The following is a 21,910-nucleotide window of genomic DNA, read 5'->3' on the forward strand; positions in this document are numbered from 1 at the left end:
CAAACAAATAACCCCGGCAGAAAAAACTGACCGGGGTTCTTTTGTGCCTAACGCAACTCGACCGGAACCGTTCCAGGGACACCCGAACGGCAAAGCCCAAAAGAAGCGCCGGAAACAAACCTAAACCGCTCCAAAAATCCAAAAGCCCCGCCAACATTACTGGTAGGGGCTCCGGGTATCTCTGATCCAAAAACCAAACCTAAGCCGTCGACAACAAAACACCGCCCAACGTCGACGCCATCTCCTCAATCATACCGTCCTCAACAATCAAAGGCGGGGAAAGCGCGATGATGTCCCCTGTAACGCGGATCGGCAAGCCTGCTGAAAAGGCAAAGAAGCCTTCATGTGTAATAGCGTGCCGCATCCAATTGAAAGAACGCGACACGCCTTTGAGTTACAGCATCCAGGTCGCGATGCCAGGGAAGAACAGCAAGATTGCGAGAACAAAGAGCTGCAGCACGATAAACGGAAGCAGAGCTCCGTAGATGTTGCCGAGCGTAATGTCCGGTGGTGCCACACTTTTCAAGTAGAAGGCCGCCGGTCCAAACGGTGGGGTCAGGTAGGAGACCTGCATGTTGACTGCAAACAGGATGCCGAACCAGATCGGATCATATCCCAGCTGAACGACAATCGGAACGAAGATGGGCAAGGTCAAAAGGGCGATCCCGATCCAGTCCAGGAACATGCCCAACACTAGCAGGATCAGCATCATGATTAGAATGACGGCCACGGGCGATGCGTCGAGACCAAGCATGACCGCGGAGACGAAGCGGTTGCCCCCCATGAGGTTGTAGACACCGACGAGCACGGCTGCGGCGATCCCGATCCAGATGATCATGCCGCAGGTTTCCAGCGTGTGGACCAGACTGTCCTGAAGCATACGGGCATTAAGTTCCCTGCGAAGCAGTGCGATGATGAGCACTGACGAAACCCCGAGTGCAGCTGCTTCGGTGATAGAGGCGATGCCTCCATATATGGAACCCAGGACCGCTACCACGATGAACACAGGGGCGATCAGGGACCGGATCGCACTTCCTATTGTTTCTTCGGCGCGTTCTTCCGCGGAAATTGGTGGCCCGAGGTCCGGGTCTCGGAAACAGCGTACTAGAACATAAGCGATATAGCAGCCGAGCAACATCAGGGCAGGTGTGACTGCCGCGACGAAAAGGTCGGCAATGGAAACACTTGCCACCAGCCCGTAAATGATCAGGACAATGGAGGGCGGCATCATTGTTCCTAGAGATCCGCCAGCACAGACGACCCCGATTGACAGGTCGCGGTCATACCCAAGTCGCAACATCTGGGGCAAGGCCAGAATTCCCAGTAGAACGATCTCACCACCGATGACGCCGGACATGGCGGCCATCAGGGTGGCGACGATCAGCGTTTGGACAGCGACACCACCTGGCAACCGTCCGGCAAGCACCCTCATTCCGTTGAAGAGGTCCTTCGCGATTCCTGATCTGTCGAGGAGCGCCGCCATCAGGATGAACATCGGAATGGCGACGAGGGAATATTCCGTAATGAAGCCGAAGATGCGAGCCGTAACCAGCGGCAGCGCATTTCCTCCAAACCAGCCGAACGTGAAAACCAGGGCTACGAGCCCCGTCACCCAGGCGAGAGGCTGACCTGTAAGCAACAAAACGAAGATGCTGCCAACGAGCAGAATTGTACCGTATTCAATACCCAGATCGTTGAGGCCCATGTCATTGGCCTCCGCGTTCGCTGTAGGCAGCGTCATCGCCGCGGATCGCCTTGATCAGGTGCATCAGGGTCTGAACGAACATCAGGCAAACGCAGATCAGAATTATGATTTTCAGCAGTGCCGGTGTTGGCGGGTTCCACGCCGTACCCGTGCCCTCCAGATGGATATCGCCGTTGGGTCGGTGGGTAGCCTTCCAGGCCATTGTCGCGCCTGCGTATCCCAGTCCTGCAAAGAAGATCATCGCGATCAAGGAATTGACGATATCCAGCCATCGACGCACCCGGGGCGAAACCGAGTCATAAATCATGCGCACGCGAATATGCTTGTCGCGAGCGAGCGCTACGGGGCCGCCGATCAGGAAGATGGCTGCTATGAGGAAGGTCGTGCTCTCGTGAGCCCAATACGTCGGGCTATCAAAAACGTAGCGGGCGATAACCTCATATACGCTGATGGCAAACGCCAGAAAGATAGCCCAGGCAAAGAGCTTCGCGGACCCGGCAATGAACCGGTCGAGGCCGGTTCGCAGGTTCGCCTGGCCATTGTCCTCCAGGTCACTCACATCCGGATTGTCCGGCATGGATTCTTCTCCCGTCGCGCAGTTGGCAAGCTGTTGTGGAAATAGGGGATGGCCAATCAGTCTTGGCTGACGGCCACGCACCGGCATCTCGTTTCACCCGTTATGGACAGATAGAAACAAGGTCAGGCCGCACCCGAACCTTTCGGTCCGGGTGCGGCTGCGTCAACGGGACGTTGGTCAGATCAAAGCTGGTTCCGGCCCTTCAGATAAGCGACCACCGCATCGTAGTAGCGTTGGGTGAGGTCGTTCTTGCCGGCCCAGTTTTCCCATTCTTGCTGCGCGATCCTGCGGAACTTCGCTCGCTCGTCGCCGGACCAGTTGACAATTTCGATCTCGGGGTTTGCCTTGGCTTCCTCGACTGCGGCCGCATCGAGTTTGCGTACGGAATAAACGTGATCGAAAATGAACTGGTCAACGGAGGCGTTCAGGACGGCCTTCAGGTCGTCCGGAAGTTCATCCCAGATTGATTTGGTCATCGAAATGTCGATCAGCGGCAGGGAATGAAAGCCCGGATACAACGGATAGTGGGCAACGTCGTTCATGCCCTGCGACTGGTTGGTTGCAAAAACCGTATAATCCGCCGCCTGGACAACGCCCTTGTCGAGAGCCGTGAAGACCTCTGAACCGGGAAGCGCAACCGGAGAGGCACCTGCCTTGGAGAAGATTTCGTAGACCATGCCTTCCGGTGCGCGCATCTTGACGCCCTTCAGGTCTTCAACGGAGCGGATCGGAACACTGGAGACGAAAGCTTCCGGCTCAGTTGCTGCCGCTCCGATGAAATGGACGCCATAGGGCTCGACCAATTCGGCGTAAAGCTCGTGACCACCACCGGATTGCATGAACCCGATCAATTCGAACGGGTCGCTCCAGGCACCGACCAGGTTGCCCATCATCGCGAAAGCGGGATCCTTGCCGGCGAAATAGCTCGGATCGGTCAGATGCCCCTGAAGAATGCCGGAACCAACGGCGTCAAGCGTATCGGTATGCGGGACAACGGCACCAATCGGCAAAATCTCGATCTCGATCCGCCCGCCGGACATTTTCTCGACGTTTTCAGCCCACTTCTGCTTGTTGATGAATCCGGGTTCACCGGCCGTTTCCGAGGTCTGGAAGGTCCAGTTGTAGTCGGCGGCCGTTGCGGCGGTCGGTGCTGAAAAGACCGACAGGGCAAACAAGCTTGTTAGAATTCCGGTCTTCAGCGACGACAGACGCGCAAAACATCCCTCTCTAGTCACAGTTTGTTTCATGCGTGCTGCAAGGTGCTGAAATTGCACACCGCCGCGCAGCGTTTTCCTGTCTTGGTGATAATTATTCGATTGCATGTTTTCCTCCCACATACATCGCCACAAGTTGGCTAGCCAACGCCAGGCACGTCACGTTACGCGGCCAGAAACCAAATATGACAGGTCAATTCACGCAATCCATTTGCGGGAACCCGCAATTTAGGTGTCGTTGCCGGCATTGCATCTCAGGGATGTGAGGGGTGTTCTGAGTGCGGCGACCTTGCGTGACGGGGGGCTCGAGGGAGGCGTTCAGATCTTACCTTGATTGCATGGAGCGTGCGTGCGGCCGACACCGATGCCAGCTGGTCGCACTCCCCACGCCGGTGAAAGGCTGCCCAAGTACAAAACGCCCTGGAAAGGAATGCTTCCAGGGCGTTTTTCTTGTCATTTGGTCCAGGTTCAAGCGGCCGTTTTCTGAGCTTGCGGCTGCTCTGCTGGTTCCTCGTGTTGTGCAAGCGGGCGATTGCCCGAGAGCTTGCGGACCAGCACGTAGAACACCGGCGTCATGAAGATCCCGAAGAAGGTCACGCCGATCATGCCGGAGAAGACCGCGATGCCCATCGCGGCTCGCATTTCCGCACCGGCGCCGGTGGAAAGCACCAGCGGAACCACACCCATGATGAAGGCCATCGAGGTCATCAGGATCGGGCGCAGACGTAAGCGGCTGGCTTCAACTGCCGCTTCAACCGGCGTTCGGCCTTCAAATTCCAGTTCCCTTGCGAATTCCACGATCAGGATTGCGTTTTTCGCCGAAAGCCCGACCAGCACCACCAACCCGATCTGGGTGAAGATGTTGTTGTCGCCATGGGTCAGCCAGACTCCCGTCAGGGCGGCAAGGACACCCATCGGTACGATCATGACGATCGCCACCGGAAGCATCAGGCTTTCATACTGGGCGGCAAGCACCAGGTAGACCAGGAGCAGGGCCAGAGGGAAGACCAGGAACCCGGAGCTGCCGGCAAGGATCTGCTGGTAGGTCAGGTCCGTCCACTCGAAGGCAATGCCTTTGGGCAAGGTTTCTTCCGCAATCCGCTCGACCGCTGCCTGGGCCTGGCCGGAGGAAAATCCGGGAGCCGGGCCACCATTGATGTCAGCCGCAAGGAAACCGTTGTAGCGGGTTGCCCGTTCCGGCCCGGTGGTGGCCTCCACCTTCAACAGGGCGGAGAGCGGGATCATCTGGCCGGTGGCAGAGCGAACCTTCAACTTGCCGATATCGTCGGCATGCGCCCGGTACTGGGCGTCCGCTTGCACCCGGACACTGTAAGTGCGACCGAAGGCATTGAAGTCGTTGACATAAAGTGAACCCAGATAGATCTGCAGCGTCTCGAATACGTCCGTTACCGATACGCCGAGCTGTTCCGCCTTGGTGCGATCAAGATCCGCATAAAGCTGGGGCACATTGATCTGGAAACTGGAGAACAATCCAGCCAGTTCCGGCGTCTGATAGGCTTTCGCCAGGAAGGCCTTGTTGGCCGCGTCGAGTGCCTGGTAGCCGAGACCTGCCCGGTCCTCGATCTGCAGTTTGAACCCGCCGGTGGTGCCAAGGCCCTGAACAGGCGGCGGCGAGAACATGGCGATAAACGCGTCCTGGATCGTGCCGAACTTCTGGTTCAGCTGCATCGCAATGGCGTCGCCGGACAATTCCGGAGACTTGCGTTCCTCGAAATCCGTCAGGGTGGCGAAGACGATGCCCGCGTTGGAAGAGTTGGTGAAGCCGTTGATCGACAGGCCCGGGAAGGCGATGGCGTGTTCGACACCTTCCTGTTCCATGGCGATCTCGCTCATCCGGCGGATGACGTCTTCGGTCCGGTCCAGCGTGGCAGCGTCGGGGAGCTGGGCAAAGCCGATCAGATACTGTTTGTCCTGTGCCGGCACGAAGCCACCGGGGACCGTTGTGAAGAGACTGTAGGTCGCCCCTGCAAGTACCATGTAGACCACCATGACGATGGTCTTGCGGGACAACAGGCCGCCGACGCTCTTGCCATAGGCGTTGGAACCGGCGCCGAAGGCCCGGTTGAAGCCCTTGAAGAACCAGCCGAACAGGAAGTCCATCGAACGTGTCAGCCAGTCCTTGGGCGCATGGTGATCCTTCAGGAGAAGGGCGGCCAGGGCCGGGGACAGAGTGAGCGAGTTGATGGCCGAGATGACGGTCGAGATTGCGATCGTCAGTGCGAACTGGCGATAGAACTGACCCGAAAGGCCGGTGATGAAGGCGAGCGGTACAAACACCGCCACAAGCACCAGTGCAATGGCGATGATCGGTCCGGAGACTTCCTTCATGGCCTTGTAGGTTGCCTGGCGCGGGTTCAGCCCGTTTTCGATGTTTCGTTCGACGTTTTCAACGACCACGATCGCGTCATCGACCACGATGCCGATGGCGAGAACCAGCCCGAAGAGGCTGAGAGCGTTGATGGAAAAGCCGAAGACATACATGACGCCGAAGGTGCCGATGATCGACACGGGAACGGCGATCAGCGGAATGATCGATGCGCGCCATGTCTGCAGGAACAGGATCACGACGAGGACTACAAGCACCACGGCTTCAAGCAGCGTGTCGACAACCTTCTCGATGGAGGACCGAACAAACTTTGTGGTGTCGTAGACGATCTCGTATTTGACGCCGTCAGGCATGGCGACCTGAAGGTCGTTCATGGTCTCGACCACTGCGTCGGAGATTGCAATCGCGTTGGAGCCGGGTGCCTGGAACACAGGAATGGCGACGGCCGGTTTGCCGTCGAGCAGGGAGCGCAGGGAATAATCGGCTGCACCGAGCTCGATCCGGGCAACGTCGCGCAACCGGGTGACCTCACCGTTTTCACCGGTACGGACAATGATGTTGCCGAACTCTTCCGGCGTCTGAAGACGACCTTGCGCATTGACGCTGAGCTGAACGTCGACACCCTTCAGGTTCGGCGAAGCGCCGATAATGCCGGCCGCGGCCTGCACGTTCTGTTGGCGGATGGCGTTGGTGATGTCGCTGGCTGCCAGGTTATGGCCGGCCGCCTTTTGAGGGTCGACCCACACACGCATGGAGTAATCGCCGGAGCCGAACACCTGCACCTGGCCGACACCCTGCAGGCGGGCCAGCCGGTCCTTGATGTTGAGGACGGCATAGTTGCGCAGGTAGGTGATGTCGTAGCGATTGTCCGGCGAGGTCAGGTTCACGACCATCATCAGATCGGGTGAACTTTTCACCGTGGTTATGCCAAGGCTTCGTACTTCCGCCGGGAGACGGGGTTCGGCTTGCGAGACGCGGTTCTGGACAAGCTGCTGAGCCTGATCGGGATCAGTGCCGAGCTCGAACGTGACCGTGAGGGTCATGACGCCGTCAGAGGTCGCCTGGCTGGACATGTAGAGCATGCCCTCGACACCGTTGATCTGTTCTTCCAGCGGCGTTGCCACCGTCTCGGCAATGACCTTCGGGTTCGCCCCCGGATAGGCGGCGCGCACGACGATCGATGGCGGTACCACCTCGGGGTATTCTGAGATCGGCAGCGCCCGCAGACCGATCAGGCCGGCGATGAGGATGAGGACAGACAGCACACCGGCAAAGACCGGGCGGTCGACGAAGAATCTCGAGATATTCATATCCAGGCCCTTTCCGGTCGGAAATCGGGACAACACGTCCCCGGCCGGTGGCGGCGCCACCGGCAATCATGACTTGAATTGTTGAAGAGGGGAGGTGGAGCGCCTTGCACTCCACCTGTTCACTCAGTTTGCAGCGGCAACGTCGTTTTCGAGCTGAGGATCGACGAGTGCACCAGAGCGGATCCGCTGCAGGCCGTTGACGACGATCCGTTCACCCGGTTCGAGGCCGCTGTCGACGATACGTGCACCTTCCGCGGTCCTGCCAAGGTCGATCGGCCTGTAGGCCACCTTGTTGTCGTCACCGACGACATAGACATATTTCTTGTCCTGGTCGGTGCCGATGGCGCGTTCGCTGATCAGGACCTTCTGTTCCGGCCTTGGCTCACCCATGCGGATACGCACGAACTGGCCCGGGATCAGCCTGCCGCCCGGATTGTCGAAGACTGCCCTGACACCAATGGTGCCGCTGACGGCGTCAACCTGGTTATCGACCAGCTGCAGCTTGCCCTTCACCGGGTGTCCGGCGGTTGACGAGGTTTCGATTTCGACGGGGATCATGTCCAGTGGCGGCACCGCAGCATCTGTTTGCGGCAACTCGGCCAGAACCCGCGAGACCAGGTCTTCACTTGCGTTGAAGCTTGCATAGATCGGATCGACAGAGACAAGGGTTGTCAATGCCGGCGATGCGGAGCCCGCGGCAACGAGATTGCCGACGGTGATCTCGATCTTGCCGACACGACCCGACACGGGTGCCAGCACCTTGGTGTAGCCAAGTTCCAGCTTGGCCGACCTGAGAGCTGCCTTGACGGTTCTGAGGTTGGCCTGTGCTTCGGCGTAGGTGTTGCGGCGCTGGTCGAGGACGCTTTGGGAGATGGTCCGGTTTTCGATCAGCTTGTTGCCACGGTCCAGTTCCAGCTTGGCGAGGTTGAGCTGCGTTTGCGCAAGTTCAACCTGACCTTCCCTTTGAGCGACGGCGGCCTCGTAGGGAGCCGGGTCAATGGTGAAGAGCAGGTCACCTGCTTCCACCAATGCGCCTTCACGGAAATCGACGGATTGAATGGAGCCGGCCACACGGGAGCGGATCTGCACCCGGTCAACGGCTTCGAGCCTGCCGGAGAAATCTTCCCACACGGTTATTTCGCGGGATTTGACCTCGGCAACGGTCACCGGCACTGCCGGGATGGCGACTGTACCGCCCGCGGCCGTTGCAGGGCTGCTTGCCGGTAGGTTCATGATGAGGACAGCGGCTGAAACAGAGACAGCAACTGCCAGACTGGCGCCCGTCAGGGCCCAGCGCTTGCTTCTTGATGTCATTGGTCTCTCCTTGGAACCCCTGCTGAAAACACAATCTTCAGAAGGGTTTGGATATCAAATCAGTGGACGCTGACGGACTGCACGAAACCGGAAAATTGCGTGCTTACGGTTTCTTGCCAGGATGGGGTCTCGTCCGTCTTTCCGCCGTAGAGTGATGGCCAGCCTGTCCCGGCGGGGAGAACGTGCTGGTGAACTTCAACGCCTGCATTTTTCAGGCAGGTCGCAAAGCCGAGTGTTTCGTCCTTGAGCGGGTCGTCCTGAGAAGACAGAACAAGCGCGGGGGCAACGCCGGTCAGGCGTGAGCACATGCATGGGGCCGCATAGGGGTGGCACATGCCGGTGCTGAGATAGTGGCTCCAGCCGTCGGCCCAGATGTCCTTCATGCCGAACTCGCCGGCCTTCTGAAACGATGCAGAGCCCATGAAAGGATCAAGCAAAGGTGACAGAAGGATCTGTCCGTCAAGTTCATCGGCGAAATGATCCCGCGCCTTCAGCGCGACCGCTGCGGCGATGTTGCCGCCAGCTTCGACGCCGCCGACAAGAAGCAGGGATTTCCGATTCCCAAGGCCGGCGCGCTTTTTCGCCAGATAGGAGAAGATCGAAAACCCCGTTTCCAGCGGCTTCGGAAAGACGCTGCCAAGCGGTACATTGTAATCCGGCATCACAACAATGGCGCCGGTTTCGGCAATGAGATGCGCAAACTCGCTTTCCTGCGGGACGGTGCCTTGAAAAGCGCCGCCATGAAAATAGATGAGGACTGGCGGCGACTTGCTGTATTCGGCGCCCTGGTAGACACGTGCCGCCACGGGGCCGATGGCCACCTTGTCGAGTGTCATATCCTTGATCTGCACCGTCATTTTCAGCGCCGTTTCGTGTCTGTTGGTTGAGGGGGAACTGGGTACACCAGCTCTCTTGCATGTCCGATAGGTATTGTTGTTCCAACTCTGGAATAAGGGGTGTATTATTGGTTTCACTATTCGAATTTTCGAATAATAAGCCTATTTTTTGATCAGGACGCCCAGAAATGGATCAACTCTCCGCCATGCGCGCCTTTGTGAGGGTGGTTGAAACAGGAAATTTCACCCGAGCCTCCGATTCCCTTCAGATGCCGAAGGCGACGGTTACCAACCTGATCCAGAATCTCGAGAAACATCTGCAGACCAAATTGCTCAACCGGACAACGCGGCGCGTCATCGTAACGACGGACGGCGCGCTTTATTATGAGCGGGCCGTTCAGATCGTTTCGGAGGTCGACGAACTTGATGCCAGCCTGTCCCAGGCCCAGAGCAATCCGGGTGGGCGGCTGCGCGTGGAAATGTCAGGGGCCTTTGCTGACTGGTTCGTGATACCGGAGCTTGGCGGTTTTTACGAAAAATACCCGGATATCCGTATCGACCTCGGGATCGGCGACAGGACAGTCGACTACCTGGCGGAGAATGTTGATTGTGCCTTGCGCGGTGGTGCACCGGCTGATCAGTCGCTGATTGCACGGCGGGTGGCGGAGGTCGGCCTGACCACTTGCGCGGCAGCGTCCTACCTGGAACGGGCAGGTACACCGGAAACCCCGGCAGACGTGAAGGCGAACCACTATTGCGTCAACTATTTCGTTGCCGCCACCGGACGCACACACCCGTTCACCTTCCGCAAGGACGGTGAGGAAATTCTGGTCGACGGACGCTATCATTGCTCGGTCAACGATGCCCGCAGCTATGTGGCGGCGGCCGTTGCCGGTCACGGCATCGCGCAGCTGCCTGACTTCATGGTGCGGGAAGAGCTGAAGCGCGGGGACCTCGTGCCGCTGCTGACGGAATGGTCCGCTGACACCATTCCGCTTTATATCGTCTACCCGCCCAACCGGCACCTTTCGAACAAGGTTCGCGTTTTTGTCGATTGGCTGGTGCGCCTGCTTGCCGATGTGCCAGCGCCCGCCCAGTCTTCGGTATGAAATGCTGGCAAGGGGGGCAGCGCAAGAAGGCTATCCTCCGAAAGGCTGACCCCAATCAGATGCCGAACCTGTCCCGCAGCCGGTAGACCAGCACTGATGGTGCCAGGAACCACGGATTGCCCTGGTACAGCGGCCGGGTCGGGAAGGGGATCTTCTCGAACGCGGAGAGTGATTTTTCTCGGCCGGCAGCTTTCTGGCCCATACGCATGCCGAGATAACTCGCCATACCCACCCCGGACCCGCAATAGCCGCCTGCGTGAAACAGGCCGTTGTCTTCGCCAGCATGGGCGAGTGTGTCGAAGGTGTAGCCGACAAACCCCATCCAGGCGTGGCTGATCCGCACGGAGCCAAGTTCCGGAAAGAGGGCTGTCATATCGCGGTGGAGCTTGAGCGCGCTGTTGCGCGGGTCCGTTTCGCTCAAGGAGACCCGGCCGCCAAACAGCACGCGCTTCCGGTCGGGGGACAGCCGGTAGTAATAGACCAGTTTTCTGGTGTCGGAGAGGACCCGGTCCGTCGGAAACAGCCGGTCGATCGTTTCACTCGGGATTTCTTCCGTAGCGATCACGTAAGAGCCGATCGGGATCAGCCGCCGCTGAAGCCAGGGCGACAGGGGCCCGGAGTAACCATTGGTCGCCAGAATGACCTTGCCTGCCTTGAGGGAGCCGTCGCTTGTCAGGACCTTGAAGCCTGACGTCTCGCGTTCAAGCGACACCACCCGGCACTTGCCGCGCACCATCGCGCCTTCCGCCAGCACCTTGTTCAAAAGTGAAGGATGGTACTTGCTGACATCGATGCTGCAATGATGCGGATTGACGATACCGCCATGATAGGCATCGGTCCCAAGCTCCTGTGCCATGTCGCTTTTCGGCACCATGAAGGCATCGGTCTTCCACACGGGGTGTCCGGCGGCACAGTCTCTGGCAAGGCTCTCGTAAAGATGGGGCTTGTGGGCGCCGTGGAAGCGGCCGGTTTCCCGTAAGCCCATCTCCAGTCCATCTTCCCTTGAAAGTGCGTGCATGTAGTCGAGGGACGCCTGGCCTTCCAGGCAAAGCTGGGTGGCCAGCTCCCTGCCGTAGCGGCCCGCCAGGTTGGAAAAGGACGGCTTGAGGCTGGTCGAAAGCTGGCCGCCATTGCGCATGCTGCAGCCCCAACCCGGATCTTCCGCGTCGAGAACCAGTGTGCCGAGGCCTTCACGGGCGGTCTGCAGTGCGGCGTTCAGGCCGGTGTACCCACCGCCAACCACCAGCACATCGACCTCTGGGGGCAAACCTGTATCCGGCAGTACGAGTTTGGGCGCGATATCCTGCCAGTATGGTGTCGTCTTGTAGTTGTCCGCAAAAAGAGCCTGAGTCATTACGTGCCTTACGCCGCTCGTGTGTCTTCCAGGATAAGGTCCGCGCCTTTTTCGCCGACCATGATCGCAGGTGCGTTGGTGTTGCCGGACGTGACCGTCGGGAAAATTGAGGCATCGACGACCCGAAGCCCTTCGACCCCGTAAACCCGTAGGCGCGTGTCGACGACGTTTTCGTTCGCGTCCGGTCCCATGCGGCAGGTGCTGACAGGGTGGAAGACTGTGGAACAGCGGCTGCGGACATCCGCCAGCATGTCCTCGTCGGTCTGGACACCCGGGCCGGGTGTGATCTCCTCGTCGATAACCGATTGCATGGCAGGGCTTTCGGCGATCTTGCGCATCAGCTTGCTGCCTTCGATCATCTCCGTGAGATCGCGGTTGGTGCTGAGCGAGTTCGGGTGGATCTCCGGCATGTCGAACGGATCGGAGGAGCGCAGGCAGATATGGCCGCGGCTGGTAGGCCGCGTCGGCTGGAAGCCGAGGAGGAAGCCGGGGAACGGGTCCGGGTTCATCAGCGGACGTTTCCCCTTCGGCGCCTTGGTGTAGCTGACTGGCGAGAAATACAGCTGGATGTTCGGCCGTTCACAATCCGGATTGCTTCTGACAAAGCCACCAGCCTGATTGACACTGAGCGACAGTGGACCACTGCGGGTCAGGACATAGCGGATGCCCTGGGCGAGCTTGCCCCACCAGGGATAAAGCTGCTGGTTCAGCGTCGGCACTTTGGACCGGTAGAGATAGTCGAGACCGAGATGGTCCTGAAGGTTCTTGCCGACAGCAGGGCTGTGCAAGGTGGAGGAAATGCCCTTGGCCTGCAGTTCCGCGCCATCACCAATGCCGGACAACATGAGGATTTGCGGCGAGTTGACGGCACCTGCACTGAGGATCACTTCCCGGCGGGCCATCACGGTCTGCTCGGTGCCGCCTCGGCTGTAGACGACACCGGTCGCCCGTCCGTTCTCAAGGATCAGCCGGGTCGTGTGTGCGTTGGTCAGGATGGAGACATTCTGACGTTTTTTCGCGCGTGAAAGATAGGCGCGGGCCGTCGACATGCGGAACCCGTTTTTCGCGGTTATCTGGTAGAGGCCGACACCTTCCTGGCTTTTGCCATTGAAATCCGGGTTACGGCTGAAGCCGGCTTCCTCGCTGGCTGCCAGGAAGTTTTGACACAGCGGGTGGACGTCCTTGTCCATGGAAGAGACATAAAGCGGGCCATCCCCGCCGCGATAGTCGTCGGCACCGTTGCAATTGGTTTCCGAGCGCTTGAAATAGGGTAGAACGTCCTGCCAGCCCCAGCCGGTGTTGCCGAGGGCCTTCCAGTCCTCGAAATCCGCATGCTGACCGCGGATATAGACCATGGCATTGATCGAACTGGACCCACCCAGCACCTTGCCGCGCGGCCAGTAGCCGGAGCGGTCGTTGAGCCCGGGGTCCGCTTCGGTGTGGTACATCCAGTTGATGTTCCGGTTATAGAAAGCCTTGCCGTAGCCGATCGGCATCCAGATCCAGAAATTGAGATCCGAGCCGCCTGCCTCCAGAAGGCAGACGGTGTATTTACCGTCTTCCGACAGCCGGTCGGCAAGCACCGAGCCTGCCGAGCCCGCGCCGACGATGACAAAGTCGAACTCCGCCATGAATGCTCCTATTGAGAGGTCTTGTCGCGCTGGATGGCAATCGATAGCAGCGCAAGCAGTCCGGACCCGACCATGAGCACGAAAGAGACGGCATTGAGGACCGGCGTCGAGCCGACCTTTGCCATCCGGTCATACATGGTGATCGTCAGAGGTGCTTCCGAGCCGACAAGAAATAGCGTGGTGTTGAAGTTCTCGAACGAAACCAGGAAGGCAACGATGCCGGCCGCGATCATCGCCGGACGCAGGAAGGGCAGCGTGACGGTGCGCAACACGCGGACCCGGCTTGCCCCCAGGTTGAAGGCGGCTTCTTCCATCGTGGCGTCGAATTTCTTCAGCCGGGCCGTGATCACCAGCGAGGTGATGGTGGTGATGAAGGAAAACTGCCCGAACACGACAAGCAGAAGGCCTGGCCTCAGGAACTCAAGCTCCAGATCGAACCTGTTTTCCATGTAGTTCGCGGTGTCGCTGGCCAGGACCAGGATGGAGATGCCGAGGATGACACCCGGGATCACCAGCGGCACCACCATCAGAATGTAGAAGAAGTTCTTGCCCGGAAACTCGCCACGCACGAACAGGAATGCATTGGTCGTGCCGACGAAGACGGAGAGTGCCGCCACGAAGATTGCGATGACGAAGGAATAATAAAGTCCCTGCAGCAAACGCCGGTCATGGAACATGCCGAGTTTTGGTTCGGTATCGCTGAAGAACCAGTCCAGTGTGAAACCTTGCCAGGGCAGTGCCGGGAACAGGCTGTCGTTGAAGGCGAAGGCTCCGGCTGAAATCAGCGGCGCTGCCAGGAAGATGAAGAAGGCAACGACATAGAGCCGGTAGCCCACCAGGAACGGAGAGGAGTTCTTTTGCGTAAGCATCGTCTGTCCTCCTCAGCTCTTGGCCACGGTGTTGGCGAGGGTCTGACCGGAGAGTTTCAGGCCGAGCCAGATCACGACGGAGGTAAAAATCAGGAGCAGCATGCCGAAGGCCGCGCCTCCCTCCCAGTTGAAGCGGGTGATGAACTGATTGTAGATCTGTTCGGTAAACCAGCTCGAATTCTTGCCGCCGAGCAGGATCGGCGTCAGGTAGGAACCTGCCGTCAGCATGAAGGTGACGATACAGCCGGCCACGATGCCCGGCATCGCGTAGGGAATGATGATCCGGCGCAGCACGGTGAAGCCGCTGCCGCCCAGATTGTACCCGGCCTCGATCATTGAATTGTCCATGCCGTCCAGCGTCGAAACCAGTGGCACGATCATGAACAGGATCACGGTGTAGACGAGGCCGATGATGACCGCGATGTCGTTGTAGAGAAACTCGACAGGCTGGCCGACCAGTCCGGTCCAGAGCAGGAAATTCGAAATCACACCGGTTTCGCGCAACAGCAGGATCCAGCCGAAGGAACGGATCAGGTCGCTGACCCAGAGCGGGATCAGGCAGAGCAGGAACAGACCACCGCGCGCCCTGGGGCCGGCGATCTTGGCGATGTAGTAGGCAATGGGAAAGCCGATCAGTAGCGCCAGTGCTGTGACCAGCAGGGACATGGATCCGGTTCGAAGAAGCGTGTTCCAGTAGATCGGTTCGTTGATGAAATCCAGATAGTTGGCGAAGCTGTACTCATAGACGCGCGGTGCCACTTTCTCGCGGAAGGAGAGGAGCACCATGCCGATGTGCGGCAGAATGATCAGCAGCAGGATCCAGAGCGCGAAAGGCGAAAACAGCAGGATCAGCGACAGCCGTTTGATATCCTTGTTCTGCATCATGCGCTCTCCGCGCGGGCAAAACACATGGCCTGACGAGACGACCAGATCAGGCGCACGTCTTCTCCGGGTTTCAGGTCGTTGTTGCCGGTTACCGTCACATCGGACTCGATAAGCTCGCCGCTGCCGGTCCGTACGAGCACACGGCTGTTGGCACCGTTGAAGAGCAGGCTGTCGATGACACCGCTCATCTGGTTGTCGCCTTCTGTCACGGCCTGGTCCGCTTCGGATGCGCGCACCGTTCGGATGAATTCCGGCCGCACGAAAATCTCCACCTTGTCGCCATCACGAATGGTCTGATCCGCGCCGGCACTGAAACTCATCGAAAGGCCCTGGTCCGTTTCCACCTTGCCACCCGTGCCATCTGCGGATTTCACCGTGCCGGACCAGCGGTTGCTGTCGCCGACAAAGCCGGCGACGAAAGCGGTCTTGGGGTGATGATAGAGATCCTGCGGCGTGCCGATCTGTTCGAAAATGCCCTGGTTCATGATGGCGACGTTATCGGACATCACCAGTGCTTCCGACTGATCGTGGGTGATGTAGATAAAGGTCGTGTTGAACTGGTGCTGCAAAAGTTTCAACTCGATCTTCATCGCTTCGCGCAGCTTCAGATCGAGCGCGCCGAGCGGTTCATCGAGCAAGAGCACATCCGGATCGAGCACCATGCAGCGAGCAATGGCGATGCGCTGTTTCTGGCCGCCGGACAACTGGTGGATTTCCCGCTCGCCAACGTCGGGCAGGGCAATCCGCTCCAGCACGTCCTTGACCTTGCGCTTTATTTCCGCATTGCCCACGCCCGCGCACCTGAGGCCATAGGCAATGTTCTCGTAGACGTTCATCATCGGGAACAGCGCCAGATGCTGGAACACCATCTTGACGTTGCGCCGGTTGGGCGGCACGCCGAGCACCGACTTGCCCTTGATCTTGATATCGCCGGAGGTCGGGTCCTCGAAACCCGCGATCATGCGCATCAGGGTTGTCTTGCCACAGCCCGATGGACCGAGAATGGAGAAGAACGAACCGCTCGGGATCTCGAAGGAGACGCCTTTGACGGCGCGAAATCCTCCAAAACTCTTGGCAAGGTCGAGGCATTCAAGATCGTAGGCGGGTGAGGTGTGTTTCATCAATGCGGGCCAACTGGAAGGGATCGGGGTTTGGAGCGCCGGGTGTTCCCGGTTGCTTCTCTCCGGTGTTTTGATTTTTTCAAAAAAGGAAAGGGCTGCCGGAATGGTTCCGGCAGCCCTGAACCTGATCAGCCGCCTGTGGCTGCCTTGATCTTCTCGAGGGTCTTGCCTTCCATGTCTTCCACGCCGGGAGGAATGTTGGCAAAGAACTTGAGATTGTCGATGTCGGCTGCGGTGAAGGCCGCATTGACGGCTGCCTTCTTGTCTTCCGGCAGCAGGTCGGTACCACCCTTGACCGCGGCAATCGCGCCGGTGCTGCCGGACATGATGGTCACGTTTTCCGGCCGCAGCACGAAGTTGATCCACTTGTAGGCGGCATCATCCGCCTTGCCCTTGCGCGGCAGGGCGAAGGTGTCGATCCAGGCTAGCGCACCTTCTTTCGGCGGAACGAAGACGATGTTCTGGTTCTGGTCGTAGAGCTTGTAGGCGGTGGAATCCCAGGTTTCGGATGCCACGATTTCGCCTGACAGCATCATGGCGGACAGGTCGTCGCCGCCTTTCCAGTAGGCCTTGATGTTGTCCTTGCACTCGATCAGCTTGTCGGCGACCTTGTCCAGGATGCCCTGGTATTTCTCAAGGTCCGCGTAGGCCGCGAACGGGTCTTCGCCCATCGAGAAGGCCGTGCCGAGCAGGATCGTGCGCTTCAGGCGCATCGAGGTCTTGCCCTTGTAGGCCGGGTCGCAAAGGTCGGCCCAGCTCGAAAGGTCCGGAGCCTTTGTCTTGTCGGCCATCAGGCCGGATGTGCCCCACTGGTGGGGAACCGCGTAGACTTCACCCTCGATCGTCGTGTTTGCCTTCACGCCGTCAAGCAGCTTGGCTTCCATCGCGCCGGTGTCGATCTTTGAAAGATCCAGCGGCTTGTAGATGTCATATTCCAGCTGGGCCGCGTAGATGCGGTCGTGGCTTGGCTGGGCAAGGTCGAAGCCGGCACCACCAGTGGCGCGCAGCTTGGCAATCATTTCCTCGTTGTTGGAGAAGGTGACTTCAACATCAATGTCCGGATATTCTTCTTCAAATTTTTGGACCAGTTCGTCGGGAGCGTAAGACCCCCAGGTCAACAGGCGCAGGGTCTCTGCCTGGGCAGAGCCGGCACCGGCAAGCATGGTTGCGGCCAACAGGCCGGTTAGTGTTGTTTTCAAATGCATGACGTCCTCCTGAATGCACTCAGCGTACTAACCGGAAAAAAGCCTAGGTTGGAATTGGCCTGCCAAATATATCCATTGCAGATAATTTAGCAGTCCAATTGACCGAGGGTGCACCTTAGCTGGTGCAGCAAACAGGCAGGATTTTCTTGAGAACCTTCATGCCTTTGCGGATGTCATCCTGCACGGAGCTGCCGAAGCCGAGGACAATGCCGCGCTGCGGTATCCGGCCAAGAGCGTAGCGAGACAGAGGGGCAGTAGTGATGCCGTGTTTGGCCGCTTCAGCGACGATCCTGTCTTCGTCGTATCGGTTCGACAAAAGGCCGACAGCATGAAAGCCGCTGCTGGTTGGCTGCAGGTCGATGTCTCCTGCAAGACTGGCGCTTTCTGCCATCAAGGTATCGTGACGGTGCTTGTAGAGTTGGCGCATGGTGCGGATGTGTGTTGCGAACATGCCTTCATCCATGAATTCGGCAACGATCGCCTGGGTGACGGTCGGAACACCGGCAAGCCAGGTCAGGCAGACCCGCTCGAAGCTTTCCACCAGGCCTTCCGGCACCAGAACGAAGCCGAGCCTGAGTGCTGGAAACAGGGACTTGGAGAAGGTGCCGACATAGATTACCCGGCCGTGGGTGTCGATGCTCTTGAGTGTTGGTGGTGGCTGGTCGCCGAAATAGAACTCGCCGTCGTAGTCGTCCTCCACGATCATGGCGTCGGCTTCATTGGCGGCTGTCAGAAGCGCCAGGCGGCGGGAAAGGCTCATGACGTGGCCAAGCGGTTGCTGGTGGGATGGCGTTACGAAGGCGAGCCGAAAGTAGGGCGCCTTGGCAAGGCCGTCCTCGATGCAAAGGCCTTCCTCGTCAACGGCGACGGGAATTGGCCTTGCGCCAATGGCAACAAACGCGTTGCGCGCACCAATTGCGCCAGGATTTTCAAACCAGATTGGCTCGCCTGGATTGACCAGCATGCCGCCAACCAGGGAAAACGCGCGCTGGGCGCCGTTGGTGATGAATATCTGTTCGGGGTCGCACTTGATTCCGCGGGAGGCATTGAGCTGACGGGCAATCGCCCGGCGCAGCGGCATGTAGCCGAAGGGTTCGCCGTAGCCGGCAATGTGGTCGCGGTCCTTGCGCCAGTGCCGCGCGGAGAGTTTTGCCCATTGCGCCATCGGGAAGGCGTCGAGTGCCGGCAGGGCTGTGACGAAGGCCTGCGATTTGTGCGGCAGGCGCGAGCGCAAGGTGAAGTCCGGGATGGCATGCCGGGTCGCGTGGGAAAGGCGCGGCACGACGGGGGTGATGTCGCTGGCCTCCTGTGACGGCTTCGGTGCAAGGCGGGCGTTCAGCGCTTCACTCACGAACGTGCCAGCGCCTACCCTTGCCTCCAGAAGACCCTCGGAAATCAGGCGGTCGGTCGCATCGATTACCGTCGTGCGGGAGACGCCGATCTCCTGCGCCAGGGTGCGTGTGGCCGGCATCCGGTCACCCGGGGTCAATGCCCCCGTCAGCAGCAGGTCGCGCAGGGCCATGTAGAGCTGGATCGAAATTTTCTTTTCGGCCGTCTTGTCGATCTTAATCGACGAGAGCACAGCGCCGGCATGCCGTTTCATCGCGTTCTCCCAAATTGGTATGAGAGTTTGCGCAAAACGGACCTTCTATCAAGTCCAATTCTGGATAAGGGTCGGTTCACGAGCCAACCCCAATCCATCGGGACCGTCCGTCCGAGGACCGGATAAGACAATGAAAATACAATCAATAGAAACATTTACCAATGAGTTTGTCTGTTTCGTTCGTGCAACCGCCGAAAACGGTGCGACCGGATGGGGGCAGGTAGCGCCTTACTACGCGGATATCACGGCGGAGGTCGTCCACCGTCAGGTTGCACCTTATGCGCTGGGCGAAGACGCTTTCGACATTGAACACCTGATGGAGATCATCCCGGAACGGGAGCACAAGTTTCCCGGCTCCTATCTGCGCCGGGCGATGGGGGGACTGGACACTGCCCTGTTCGACCTTCGCGGCAAGCTGGAAGGCAAGCCGGTGTGCGAACTGCTCGGTGGAACGCCGGGCAAGGTGCGGGCCTACGGGTCGTCGATGAAGCGTGACATCACGGCGAAAGACGAAGCGGATCGCCTCAAGAAGCAGCAGGACCTTTACGGCTTCGACGCCTTCAAGTTCCGGATCGGTGCCGAATGCGGCCGCGATAAGGACGAATGGCCGGGCCGGACGGAAGAAATCGTGCCGACCATGCGCAAGGCCTTTGGTGACGACACCGCACTGCTGGTCGATGCCAACTCCTGCTATTCGCCAGCCAAGGCCATCGAGATCGGCCGGTTCCTGGAAGCCAACGGCATTTCCCATTACGAGGAACCTTGCCCCTACTGGCACTATGACCAGACCAGGCAAGTGACAGACGCTCTCGACATTGATGTGACAGGGGGGGAGCAGGATTGCTCTCTGGTGGACTGGCAGCGGATGATCGATGAACGGGTTGTCGATATCATTCAGCCGGACGTCTGTTATCTCGGTGGTATGGTCCGCACCATGAAGGTGGCACAAATGGCGCATGAGGCAGGCATTCCCTGCACACCGCATGCGGCCAACCTGTCGCTGGTGACGCTGTTCACCATGCATCTGCTGCGGGCGATCCCGAATGCGGGCAAATATCTCGAATTCTCCATCGAGGAAGCCGACTATTATCCCTGGCAATACGGCCTCTTCACCGCGTCGCCGTACGAGATTGTCGACGGGCACGCCACGGTGACCGATGCGCCGGGGTGGGGTGTCGAGATCAGTCCGGAGTGGCTGGCGAAATCCACATACAAGATCAGTTCCCTGGAAGGCTAACGATGTCCGGAGCAAGCGAACTCATCGCGGAATATCAGGCTACGGGCACGCTGAAGGCGTTGCCCCTCGGCCATTTCATTGACGGCAGCTTCACGCAGCCGTCCCATAACCGCACCCTGGAAAGTTTTGATCCGGGTCGGGGCGAAGCCTTCGCCCGCTTCACGGCGGGAACTGCCGAGGATGTCGATCAGGCGGTAAAGTCGTCAAAGGTTGCTTTTGAGACGGTCTGGCGAGACATGGCGCCGGTGGAGCGGTCCCGGATCCTTCTGCAAGCGTCCAGGCTTATCCTGGAAAATCTCGATCTTCTGGCCGTTGCCGAAACGCTGGACAGCGGGAAGGCACTGCAGGAAGCTCAAGGCGATGTGCGCGGTGCTGCACGTACGTTCGAGTATTACGCGGGCGCTTGCGACAAGCTGCAGGGAGACAGCTTTCCCCTTGGGCCGAATTATGTCGGTTACGCCATTCACGAGCCGGTCGGGGTCACGGCCCACATCATTCCGTGGAACTTTCCGATCTCCACCGCTGCGCGCGGATTTGCGCCGGCGCTTGCAGCCGGCTGCACGGTTGTGGCCAAGCCTGCCGAACAGACGCCGTTCACCGCGCTGCTGCTCGCGAAGATCCTGCATGATGCCGGATTGCCGGCAGGCGTGTGCAATGTCGTGACCGGCACCGGCGCTGAAACCGGTGCTCCGCTGACAGCCCATCCGGATGTCGACCACATCACGTTCACCGGTTCGGTCCAGACGGGCAAGGCGGTGATGAAGGCGGCAGCCGATGAGATCACCCGCGTGGTGCTGGAGCTTGGTGGCAAATCGCCCGTGGTGGTGCTTGGCGATTGTGACCGGGAACAGGCGCTATCCGGTGTTCTCGGTGCGATCTACGAGAATGCCGGCCAGATCTGTTCCGCCGGATCTCGTCTCGTGATCGAGAAGAACATTCACGCGGACTTCGTTGCGGAACTGGTGAAACGCACAAAATCGCTGACACTCGGGCACGGTCTTGGAAATCCGGATGTCGGGCCGGTCAATTCTGCGGGACATCTTGCGAAGGTTGCCGGTTTTGTCGACCGCGCAAGGGCGCGGGGCGCTGATATCGTGACGGGTGGTGCTGTTGCCGCCGACCCGAAAACCGGCAAGGGCTGGTTCTACGAGCCGACAATCGTCGACAGCGTTTCTGCGAGTGACGAGTTGGCGCAGGAGGAAATCTTCGGGCCGGTGCTGACGGTGCAGGTGGCTGATGATGCCGATCATGCCCTGGCACTTGCCAACGATTGCCAGTACGGCCTGGTCGCAGGCATCTACACGTCGAATTTCGCAAAAGCCCATCAGCTCGCGCGCAAGATCGATGCCGGCCAGATCTACATCAACGAGTATTTCGCCGGCGGGATCGAGGTGCCGTTCGGTGGCAACAAGAAATCCGGTTTCGGCCGCGAAAAAGGTCTCGAAGGTCTCAAGAGCTACTGCAAGACCAAAAGCATTGCCGCCAGGATCGGCTAGAACTTGTCGCGTTTCGTCGGATACGCTTTTCACCGCCTGAAATCGAGGATTTCGGCGCAAAAAGCGATGCAAGATCTTTCCAGTTAGACGCGGCACG

16 protein-coding genes are annotated in these 21,910 nt (G+C 59.2%); 3 read left to right on the plus strand and 13 right to left on the minus strand.

From position 1 onward, the window contains the following. Nucleotides 1-394 precede the first annotated feature (394 nt). The 6 genes from Q666_RS59290 to Q666_RS59315 all read right to left on the minus strand — a co-directional run bounded on the left by Q666_RS59290 (nucleotide 395) and on the right by Q666_RS59315 (nucleotide 9,324). On the minus strand, nucleotides 395-1,741 hold the full coding sequence (locus Q666_RS59290; protein ID WP_023000083.1) for a TRAP transporter large permease subunit: 1,347 nt from the start codon (nucleotides 1,739-1,741) through the stop codon (nucleotides 395-397). Further along, nucleotides 1,707-2,282, minus strand: a complete 576-nt coding sequence (locus tag Q666_RS59295) for a TRAP transporter small permease (protein WP_031268996.1) — start codon at nucleotides 2,280-2,282, stop codon at nucleotides 1,707-1,709. Before Q666_RS59295 ends, Q666_RS59290 begins: the two co-directional genes overlap by 35 nt. A gap of 182 nt (nucleotides 2,283-2,464) precedes the next feature. Beyond that, the gene (locus tag Q666_RS59300; protein WP_208993871.1) at nucleotides 2,465-3,604 is read right to left on the minus strand and encodes a TRAP transporter substrate-binding protein; all 1,140 of its coding nucleotides are present in this window, start codon (nucleotides 3,602-3,604) and stop codon (nucleotides 2,465-2,467) included. 360 nt (nucleotides 3,605-3,964) lie between these two features. Beyond that, on the minus strand, nucleotides 3,965-7,153 hold the full coding sequence (locus Q666_RS59305) for a multidrug efflux RND transporter permease subunit (RefSeq protein WP_031268998.1): 3,189 nt from the start codon (nucleotides 7,151-7,153) through the stop codon (nucleotides 3,965-3,967). Nucleotides 7,154-7,276: 123 nt separating this feature from the next. Further along, on the minus strand, nucleotides 7,277-8,467 hold the full coding sequence (locus Q666_RS59310; protein WP_023000087.1) for an efflux RND transporter periplasmic adaptor subunit: 1,191 nt from the start codon (nucleotides 8,465-8,467) through the stop codon (nucleotides 7,277-7,279). A 59-nt stretch (nucleotides 8,468-8,526) separates the two neighbouring features. Beyond that, a complete protein-coding gene (locus tag Q666_RS59315; protein WP_023000088.1) occupies nucleotides 8,527-9,324 on the minus strand; it encodes an alpha/beta hydrolase in 798 nt (265 codons plus the stop codon). Between the two features lie 167 nt (nucleotides 9,325-9,491). On the opposite strand from Q666_RS59315, the gene Q666_RS59320 reads away from it, so the two are divergent. Further along, nucleotides 9,492-10,412 (plus strand): LysR family transcriptional regulator, encoded by a 921-nt coding sequence (locus tag Q666_RS59320; RefSeq protein ID WP_023000089.1) that lies wholly within the window; start codon nucleotides 9,492-9,494, stop codon nucleotides 10,410-10,412. 55 nt (nucleotides 10,413-10,467) lie between these two features. Here Q666_RS59320 and Q666_RS59325 read toward each other — a convergent pair whose 3' ends face one another. The 7 genes from Q666_RS59325 to Q666_RS59355 all read right to left on the minus strand — a co-directional run bounded on the left by Q666_RS59325 (nucleotide 10,468) and on the right by Q666_RS59355 (nucleotide 19,080). Further along, on the minus strand, nucleotides 10,468-11,766 hold the full coding sequence (locus Q666_RS59325; protein ID WP_023000090.1) for an FAD-binding oxidoreductase: 1,299 nt from the start codon (nucleotides 11,764-11,766) through the stop codon (nucleotides 10,468-10,470). A gap of 8 nt (nucleotides 11,767-11,774) precedes the next feature. Continuing rightward, nucleotides 11,775-13,397: a choline dehydrogenase gene (locus Q666_RS59330; protein ID WP_023000091.1), complete on the minus strand. Its 1,623-nt coding sequence runs from the start codon at nucleotides 13,395-13,397 to the stop codon at nucleotides 11,775-11,777. Between the two features lie 8 nt (nucleotides 13,398-13,405). Then, nucleotides 13,406-14,266, minus strand: coding sequence for an ABC transporter permease (locus Q666_RS59335; RefSeq protein ID WP_023000092.1), 861 nt, complete (start codon nucleotides 14,264-14,266; stop codon nucleotides 13,406-13,408). A gap of 12 nt (nucleotides 14,267-14,278) precedes the next feature. Further along, nucleotides 14,279-15,151 carry an ABC transporter permease gene (locus Q666_RS59340; protein ID WP_023000093.1) on the minus strand — a complete coding sequence of 291 codons (873 nt, stop codon included), beginning with the start codon at nucleotides 15,149-15,151 and terminating at the stop codon, nucleotides 14,279-14,281. After that, complete coding sequence (locus Q666_RS59345; protein ID WP_023000094.1) at nucleotides 15,148-16,272, minus strand: ABC transporter ATP-binding protein; 1,125 nt, start codon at nucleotides 16,270-16,272, stop codon at nucleotides 15,148-15,150. Before Q666_RS59345 ends, Q666_RS59340 begins: the two co-directional genes overlap by 4 nt. Nucleotides 16,273-16,400: 128 nt before the next feature. Then, nucleotides 16,401-17,477, minus strand: a complete 1,077-nt coding sequence (locus Q666_RS59350; RefSeq protein ID WP_023000096.1) for an extracellular solute-binding protein — start codon at nucleotides 17,475-17,477, stop codon at nucleotides 16,401-16,403. Nucleotides 17,478-17,592: 115 nt separating this feature from the next. Continuing rightward, nucleotides 17,593-19,080 carry a PLP-dependent aminotransferase family protein gene (locus tag Q666_RS59355; protein WP_023000097.1) on the minus strand — a complete coding sequence of 496 codons (1,488 nt, stop codon included), beginning with the start codon at nucleotides 19,078-19,080 and terminating at the stop codon, nucleotides 17,593-17,595. A gap of 130 nt (nucleotides 19,081-19,210) precedes the next feature. Between Q666_RS59355 and Q666_RS59360 the strand changes: the two genes are divergently transcribed. Together Q666_RS59360 and Q666_RS59365 are read left to right on the plus strand one after the other, a co-directional pair. Beyond that, the gene (locus Q666_RS59360; protein WP_023000098.1) at nucleotides 19,211-20,317 is read left to right on the plus strand and encodes a mandelate racemase/muconate lactonizing enzyme family protein; all 1,107 of its coding nucleotides are present in this window, start codon (nucleotides 19,211-19,213) and stop codon (nucleotides 20,315-20,317) included. Between the two features lie 2 nt (nucleotides 20,318-20,319). Continuing rightward, on the plus strand, nucleotides 20,320-21,813 hold the full coding sequence (locus Q666_RS59365) for an aldehyde dehydrogenase family protein (protein ID WP_023000099.1): 1,494 nt from the start codon (nucleotides 20,320-20,322) through the stop codon (nucleotides 21,811-21,813). The last annotated feature ends 97 nt before the right edge of the window (nucleotides 21,814-21,910 follow it).

The sequence above is a fragment of the Labrenzia sp. C1B70 genome, from assembly GCF_000475395.1.
In the GTDB taxonomy this organism is placed as follows: domain Bacteria; phylum Pseudomonadota; class Alphaproteobacteria; order Rhizobiales; family Stappiaceae; genus Roseibium; species Roseibium algicola.

Excerpts from the sequence above, each read along its gene's own strand:
- Q666_RS59290 (WP_023000083.1), bottom strand. The coding sequence starts at position 1,741 with ATGACGCTGCCTACAGCGAACGCGGAGGCCAATGACATGGGCCTCAAC.
- Q666_RS59295 (WP_031268996.1), bottom strand. The coding sequence starts at position 2,282 with ATGCCGGACAATCCGGATGTGAGTGACCTGGAGGACAATGGCCAGGCG.
- Q666_RS59300 (WP_208993871.1), bottom strand. The coding sequence starts at position 3,604 with ATGCAATCGAATAATTATCACCAAGACAGGAAAACGCTGCGCGGCGGT.
- Q666_RS59305 (WP_031268998.1), bottom strand. The coding sequence starts at position 7,153 with ATGAATATCTCGAGATTCTTCGTCGACCGCCCGGTCTTTGCCGGTGTG.
- Q666_RS59310 (WP_023000087.1), bottom strand. The coding sequence starts at position 8,467 with ATGACATCAAGAAGCAAGCGCTGGGCCCTGACGGGCGCCAGTCTGGCA.
- Q666_RS59315 (WP_023000088.1), bottom strand. The coding sequence starts at position 9,324 with ATGACGGTGCAGATCAAGGATATGACACTCGACAAGGTGGCCATCGGC.
- Q666_RS59320 (WP_023000089.1), top strand. The coding sequence starts at position 9,492 with ATGGATCAACTCTCCGCCATGCGCGCCTTTGTGAGGGTGGTTGAAACA.
- Q666_RS59325 (WP_023000090.1), bottom strand. The coding sequence starts at position 11,766 with ATGACTCAGGCTCTTTTTGCGGACAACTACAAGACGACACCATACTGG.
- Q666_RS59330 (WP_023000091.1), bottom strand. The coding sequence starts at position 13,397 with ATGGCGGAGTTCGACTTTGTCATCGTCGGCGCGGGCTCGGCAGGCTCG.
- Q666_RS59335 (WP_023000092.1), bottom strand. The coding sequence starts at position 14,266 with ATGCTTACGCAAAAGAACTCCTCTCCGTTCCTGGTGGGCTACCGGCTC.
- Q666_RS59340 (WP_023000093.1), bottom strand. The coding sequence starts at position 15,151 with ATGATGCAGAACAAGGATATCAAACGGCTGTCGCTGATCCTGCTGTTT.
- Q666_RS59345 (WP_023000094.1), bottom strand. The coding sequence starts at position 16,272 with ATGAAACACACCTCACCCGCCTACGATCTTGAATGCCTCGACCTTGCC.
- Q666_RS59350 (WP_023000096.1), bottom strand. The coding sequence starts at position 17,477 with ATGCATTTGAAAACAACACTAACCGGCCTGTTGGCCGCAACCATGCTT.
- Q666_RS59355 (WP_023000097.1), bottom strand. The coding sequence starts at position 19,080 with ATGAAACGGCATGCCGGCGCTGTGCTCTCGTCGATTAAGATCGACAAG.
- Q666_RS59360 (WP_023000098.1), top strand. The coding sequence starts at position 19,211 with ATGAAAATACAATCAATAGAAACATTTACCAATGAGTTTGTCTGTTTC.
- Q666_RS59365 (WP_023000099.1), top strand. The coding sequence starts at position 20,320 with ATGTCCGGAGCAAGCGAACTCATCGCGGAATATCAGGCTACGGGCACG.